The following is a 6,527-nucleotide window of genomic DNA, read 5'->3' on the forward strand; positions in this document are numbered from 1 at the left end:
GGGGCGCTTCAGGCGGCGGTCCGCGCGTCTCCTAGCCGCAGCATCGCCCGGTGGTCGTAGGGACAGCGGGGCGGTGACCGTCGAGATGATTTTCGTGTTGCCGCTGCTGTTCACGATCGTGCTGCTGCTCGCGCAGGTCACCGTCTGGGCGCACGCCCGCCACGTCGCGCACGCCACCGCCGCCCGCGCGCTGGTCGCCGCCCGAGCCGACGGCGGCAGCATCGCGGCCGGCCAGACCGAAGCCACCACCACCCTCGACCAGCTCGGCCGGGGCAGCCTCACCCACCCCCAGATCACCATCACCCGCGGCGCCAACCAGGCGACCGTCCACGTCCACGGCACCGCCGCGAGCGTCCTGTTTGGCCTTCAGATCGGGGTGGACGCCACCGCAGCCGGCCCGGTCGAGCACCGCCCTGGCGAGGCACCATGACCGGCGAGACAACACCCGCTGGGGCCAGCCGTGATGGTGACCGCGGATCGGCCACCACCGAGCTGGTCCTGATCATGCCGGTTCTGGTGCTGATGCTGCTGTTCCTCGTCTTGTGCTACCGGATCAGCGACGCGAAGCTGCAGCTTGCCGACGCCGCGCACCAAGCCGCCCGCGCCGCCTCGATCGCCCCCAGCCCGGCCGAGGCCATCACCGATGCCCGTGCCACCGCGCAGAGTGCACTGACCGGCACCGGGGTGACCTGCCAGCAGCTGACCGTCGCCACCGATCCCGCCGGGCTCGCACCAGGCGCTCTGGTCCGGGTGACCCTGACCTGCACCGCCAACCTCGACGACCTTGCACTGCTCGGAACCCCAGGCGCAGCCACCCTGCACGCCACCTCCACCTCACCCGTCGACGAGTTCGGTGACCTGCGTGGACAGGCAGCGCCATGAGACACACGCGCGCCACCCGGAACAGACCCGATGAGGGGACCGCCACCGACGAGGGGTCGGTGACGGTGTTTGTCGTGGTGCTGTTCGCCGCGTTCATCATGTTCGGCGGGTTGATCCTCGACGCCGGCGGCGCACTCACCGACAAGATCAGCGCGATGGGTGTGGCGCAGGAAGCCGCCCGCACAGGCGCCCAGCAACTCGACCTGACCCTGTTTCGCCAGACCGGAACGGTCCGGCTCCTGCCTGATCAGGCGGTCACCGCCGCCCGTGCCTACCTCGCCCAGGCCGGCGCCACCGGCAGCGCGACCGTCGTGGACAACACCATCACGGTCGCTGTCACAGCGGACCATCACACCCAGCTGCTGGGCATCCTCGGGCTCGACACGCTCACCGTCACCGCCACCGGCAGCGCCCATCCCGCCCCGCCCACGGAAGCGGTCCCATGAGAGAGCCCAGTGCCCGTCCCCGCCGACGCCGGCTTGCCACCGCTGGGCAGATGCTGGGTCGGCTGGTGGGGGCCCTGGTCGCCTTGGTGGCGCTGATCGCGCTGGTCGGCGGCCTGCCCTGGGGGCTGTGGCATTTCATCGGCTGGCCCCTGCCCCATCATGTGCCGTCCTGGTCGGAGATCTCGGCGCGGCTGACCGGGCCGATGGACGACAGCCTCCTGCTGGACATCCTCGCCACCTTGCTGTGGCCGCTGTGGGCCGCGTTCGCCCTCTCGGTGGCCGCAGCGGTACCGGACGTTGTGCGCGAAGCACGCTGGCCCAGCCACGGCCCTCTGCTGCCCAGTGGCGGCCTGCGAGGGCTGGCCACCTTCTTGCTGGGCACCGTGCTGCTCGTCGCCCTGCACTCCCGCAGCACCCTCACCCTGACCGCCGGGCCCCCCGCCGCACCAGCGACCGCCACCGCGCCCGCCGCCCCCCAGCTCATCACCGTCGCCAGGCTCGACACGGGCGGCACGACACTGCCGGCCGCCGCGCCCGGGACCGTGGTCGTGCAACTGCCGCACGGCGGCGTGTACGACAGCCTGTGGCGCATCGCCGACCGCGCCCTGGGAGACGGTGCCCGCTGGCCGCAAATCTGGGCCCTCAACCACGGCGTGACCCAAGCCGACGGACGCGCGCTCACCCAGCCCGCGCTGATCCGCCCCGGCTGGGTGCTCCACCTGCCCGCCCAGCCCACCCTGACCGCGCCTTCCACCGGCCAAGCGCCCTCCCACCCCACCACGTCGCCCCCACCCGCGACCGCCAGCCCACCCGAGCCAGGCCGGGCCGCCAGCCCGGCGCCCACGACCAGCCCGCCCGGCATCCCCAGTACCCCGCCGTCAGCAGACAGCCGCCCATCGGCCAGACCGACCACACCCACAGGGGTGCGTCCGACCTCACCGGCCACGCCGCCGACACCTCCGGCCGCTCCGGCTCCCGCACAGCCGCCGGGAATCCACCTGCCCTCCGGGGCCTACCTCGGCGTCGGCACGGTCGCTCTGCTGATGGTCGCGGTGTTCTCCGCGCGGCTGTGGCGCCGCCGGCAGTACGTGCCCGGCAGCGGCGTCCGCGACGACCTCGACGAAGGCCCCGTCATCCGCCAGTTGGCCGTCGCCTACGACGCCGCCACCGCTCAGTCCGACGATGTCGGCGACTCGGTCGTCGTGCGCCCTCCGGGCGACCCGCACGTCACCGGTCGCCGCCACGCCGCCGCCACGGCCGCCACCCACGCCGCCCCGCCCGGCAGGCGGCACGTCGGAACCAGCCCCGACGGTCAGCCCCTCGCCCTCGACCTGGCTGCCGCCCACGGCCTGGGCCTGATCGGCCCCGGTGCCGACGATGCGATCCGCGCCCTGCTCCTCGCTCTGCTCGCCGACCGCCACCAGCCCGACACGGCCCCCGTGGAGATCCTCATTCCGGTGACGGACGCACGGCGGCTCCTCGGCGAGGAGGCTGCCGCCGACCCACCGCAGCGGCTGCACATCGTCGCGGACCTGTCCACGTTGTTGAACCGGGCGGAAGCCGACGTACTCACCCGGGCGCGCCTGGCCACGGCCGGTGAGGACACCGGCCGCTCCGCCCTGGTCCTCATCGCCGCCCCCGACCAGACCTCCGCTCGCAGGTTGCAAGCCGTGCTCGACAACGGCAGCCCTTTCAATGTGCTCGGGATCCTTTACGGGCAGTGGCGGCCCGGGGCCACCGCCCGGATACGTCCCGACGGGGTGGTCGGCGCCGCCAGCCCCGACATCGCCGCTGCCCTGGTCGGCAGCAGGCTGTTCACCCTGCCCGCCGCCGATACCGCAGGCCTCCTCGACCTGCTCGCCGACGCCGACGCCCCCGCCAGCAACCAGGAGGCGTACCGGCAGGCAAACCCTACCCAGGGGCCCCCGCCCCCACGCCCTACCTCCGCGCCGCCCCCCGCTAGCCCCACCCCCAGCCCCGCAGCGACACCACCCGCTGACCAGCCAGGACCCGACAAGCCGCCAGCCACCGGCTGGCTGCCACCGGACACCAGCAGCACCCCGACCCTGGGCGAAGCCACCAGCGCGGTGCCACCGCCGGCCGATCCTCCGGTAGAACCGCAACGTCCACCGCGGGCAACCACACCGCTACTACTCACCCTGCTCGGCCGACTACAGCTGCTGCACCGGCCGGAACCGGACGGCGACTACCAGACAGTGGACGGCATCGGCACCAAAGGCCGGGCCATCCTCGCCTACCTCGCCGCCCATCCCGACGGCACCAGCCGCACGGCGATCATCGACGCCCTCTGGCCCGACGACGGCAAACCCCAACGTCAACGAGAGAACAGGTTCTACGCCGCAATCAGCCAGCTGCGCCGCATCGTCGCCGCGGCCAGCGGCATGGACGTCCTCACCCAGCAGGACGGCCGCTGGCAGCTGCGGCACGACCTGCTCACCGTCGACCTCTGGCAAGCCCAGGCGGCCCTCGACGCCCACCGACAGGCAACCAGCACCACCGACCAGCTCGCCGCCCTCCTCCCGCTCACCACCCTTTACACCGGCCACCTGACCGACGACCTCACCGACGCCTGGGCCGAAACCCACCGCGAACATCTACGCCGCAGCGTCGCCGACGCACTCGCCAGCACCACCAGCACCATCCAGGACGACAGCCCCCAGCGCCTTCAACTCCTCGAAACTCTGCGCCGCCTCGACCCCTACAACGAACAGCTCCACCTCGACCTTGCCCACGCCCAGACCCGCCTCGGCCAGCACCACGCCGCCGCAGCCACCTACCACCACCTCATCACCGCTCTGGCCGAAATCGGCGAACGACCCACATCCGACACCCAGAACGCCTTCCAGAAACTCGCTCAGTCCGCCCCACCCAGTACTCAGTCCGCCTGACCACAACGCTTCCGGCCACGGATTCAGCAGCGCAGCCGCCCGACCTAACCCGCCTGTCCACCCCTCGCTCCAAACCGGAACGCATGCTCCCGCGCACTATCATCAGCCCTCGGCGCCGCATTCACCACACCGTCCTGGTCGGTACGGCTTTCTGGATGAACGGCAAGCCGCTGCGCAGCAAACCCATAGGCTGCAAGCCGGCCGCACGACAGCTCGACCAGCCCGTCCGCCAGCTGCGGCGATACCCAGAGAGCTGCCCTACCCAAGTACAGCCGACCACCACTGCTCAGGCAGTGCTCATTTTCGGTGGCCGCTGTTCATCTTGAGCCGACCCCTACAGCGATTGTAGGAATCGGTTGGAGATGGCCACTCCGAGCTGGCAGGACACGGTGGTTGGCCAGCGCCGGTGCGCCGGCGACCGTCGGTGTTGGCCAGCGCTGGCGGTGCCAGCGCGATGCACAGCAAGGCCCTGACCAGCGGATTGGCCAAGTAGGTCGGGTTCTGGCCATGCAGTGGCCAAGTAGCCCGGCGAGTGGCCATGTAGATCCGATCCCTACAGCGATCCCTACAGCCCACCGGACCTCCCACTGGACCCCCCACCGGCGGGCCTGTAAACACGGGTGGGCGAGCGAAGCGCCGCTGGTGCAGGTCAGGGGAGGTGTGACGCCCACCCAAGCACTCCGCGACTTAATAGCGAGGCTACGAGCTGATAGTCGATGGGGGGTTGGGTCGTTGCCGCTCGACTGCATTCGCGTGGAGCCTGTGGTCTACCTGATCCCGCAATTTATTGTTTGCCATACGGGCAGGCTTGCATGTTTTCTATTTCCTCTTTCCTTTTAATTTCCAGCCGTCCTCCTCCCCTTCCTTCTCTTTTCGGTTTCTGGTTCCTAGCTATCAAATCTGCAGTTCCGGGTGTCGCTTCCGTTATTGATCCGTCGTCCAAGGAATCGTGATTTAGCTCTCCAAAGAATCACGATTTAGCGGACGATTGGGGGTTGCGTTCGGGCGTGCATGGGTAGAGAATTAGATATCGACACCGGGAGCGGGAAAGTGTCCCCCGGGAGTTCCCAAAGCAAAGGAGAGACCTCGTGGCCAATGGCGCTTTTTCTTCGGACACACCGTCGGATCTCCCGAGTGCGAGAGTCCAGCCGGAGGACATGGCGAGAGTAACGGCGGACGACTGGCGTGCGATTCAAACCAAGGCGGGCAAGTTCTGCCGCGTTGTTGACTCGATCTACTCGCGCAAGCGGATGGATGGAAACGCGACCGTTGCGGGCGGAAAGTACGGCACGGCTGATGTGCGCGACGATGTCACGCAGGATGCCGTATTGCTGTTCGCCCAACTTCTAGGGAAGATCATCCGCGAGTTTGAGCCTGTCACCTACTCCGTGGCCACGCGGGAGCCTGATTCGTGGCTCTACGTCACAAGGCAAGGCGGGAGCTTCATTGCCACGCGTGACAGTATCCAGTACACCGCCGTGCGGGATGCCGCCCGACGCAACGGATACCGCATCGACAAAAATCCCGATGACATTGACGCCACGCCCGGGGCGCAGCAGATCAAGGCCATTTCCCGTATGGAGTTCGTAGCCGTAACGACGCACCTTGCCACCAACAGTGAAGTTGTCTGGGGACTGGCGTTCGGTGACGGCAGGGACTTCCCTGTCCTCGCGGACATACTCGGCGAAGGAAGTAAGGCCGATGACCTGGGACGAACAGGCATCCTTTCCAACGTGGCACAGAAGCGCCACGGGGGCGCCTACGGTTCCCGCCGCGCCATCATCCGTACCCGCGACGCTGCCCTGGCAGAGCTCCGGGATCTGTCCGAACGGGCGGATTCAGTGCGAGAAATAATCACCTATCGTGCTGCGCGGGACGGCAAGGAAGGCTGACGGTCCGAAAGTCCTCGCGGAGAGGGTACCGGGAGATTCCCCCGGTACCCTCTCCGCATTTCTGTACCGCTTTCCCCGCCGGACGGTCGGAGCGCTTCCCAGCGCGTAACAAGGTAGAGGGCAGAAACAGCCGCCCACCTACCCGCCAGGAAAAACGGTGCCTCCCGGCCGGACGGTCGGAGCGCTTCCCAGCGCGTAACAAGGTAGAGGGCAGAAACAGCCGCCCACCTACCCGCCAGGAAAAACGGTGCCTCCCGGCCGGACGGTCGGAGCGCTTCCCAGCGCGTAACAAGGTAGAGGGCAGAAACAGCCGCCCACCTACCCGCCAGGAAAAACGGTGCCTCCCGGCCGGACGGTCGGAGCGCTTCCCAGCGCGTAACAAGGTAGAGGGCAGAAAC

5 protein-coding genes are annotated in these 6,527 nt (G+C 68.9%); all 5 read left to right on the top strand.

Translation table 11 applies throughout. The features are described from left to right. The first annotated feature begins 73 nt into the window (after window positions 1-73). The 5 genes from ND747_RS29700 to ND747_RS05640 all read left to right on the top strand — a co-directional run bounded on the left by ND747_RS29700 (window position 74) and on the right by ND747_RS05640 (window position 6,129). Window positions 74-430, top strand: a complete 357-nt coding sequence (locus ND747_RS29700; RefSeq protein WP_251732382.1) for a TadE/TadG family type IV pilus assembly protein — start codon at window positions 74-76, stop codon at window positions 428-430. After that, window positions 427-882, top strand: a complete 456-nt coding sequence (locus ND747_RS05625) for a TadE/TadG family type IV pilus assembly protein (RefSeq protein ID WP_251732383.1) — start codon at window positions 427-429, stop codon at window positions 880-882. Before ND747_RS29700 ends, ND747_RS05625 begins: the two co-directional genes overlap by 4 nt. A gap of 59 nt (window positions 883-941) precedes the next feature. Next, on the top strand, window positions 942-1,328 hold the full coding sequence (locus ND747_RS05630) for a pilus assembly protein TadG-related protein (RefSeq protein WP_251732384.1): 387 nt from the start codon (window positions 942-944) through the stop codon (window positions 1,326-1,328). Then, window positions 1,325-4,237: a BTAD domain-containing putative transcriptional regulator gene (locus ND747_RS05635; protein ID WP_251732385.1), complete on the top strand. Its 2,913-nt coding sequence runs from the start codon at window positions 1,325-1,327 to the stop codon at window positions 4,235-4,237. Before ND747_RS05630 ends, ND747_RS05635 begins: the two co-directional genes overlap by 4 nt. 1,088 nt (window positions 4,238-5,325) lie before the next feature. Continuing rightward, on the top strand, window positions 5,326-6,129 hold the full coding sequence (locus tag ND747_RS05640) for a hypothetical protein (RefSeq protein WP_251732386.1): 804 nt from the start codon (window positions 5,326-5,328) through the stop codon (window positions 6,127-6,129). Window positions 6,130-6,527: the final 398 nt, after the last annotated feature.

Source organism: Frankia sp. R82 (assembly GCF_023716925.1).
Lineage (GTDB): Bacteria > Actinomycetota > Actinomycetes > Frankiales > Frankiaceae > Frankia.

Coding starts and splice junctions, on each gene's coding strand:
- ND747_RS05625 (WP_251732383.1), top strand. CDS start 427: ATGACCGGCGAGACAACACCCGCTGGGGCCAGCCGTGATGGTGACCGC.
- ND747_RS05635 (WP_251732385.1), top strand. CDS start 1,325: ATGAGAGAGCCCAGTGCCCGTCCCCGCCGACGCCGGCTTGCCACCGCT.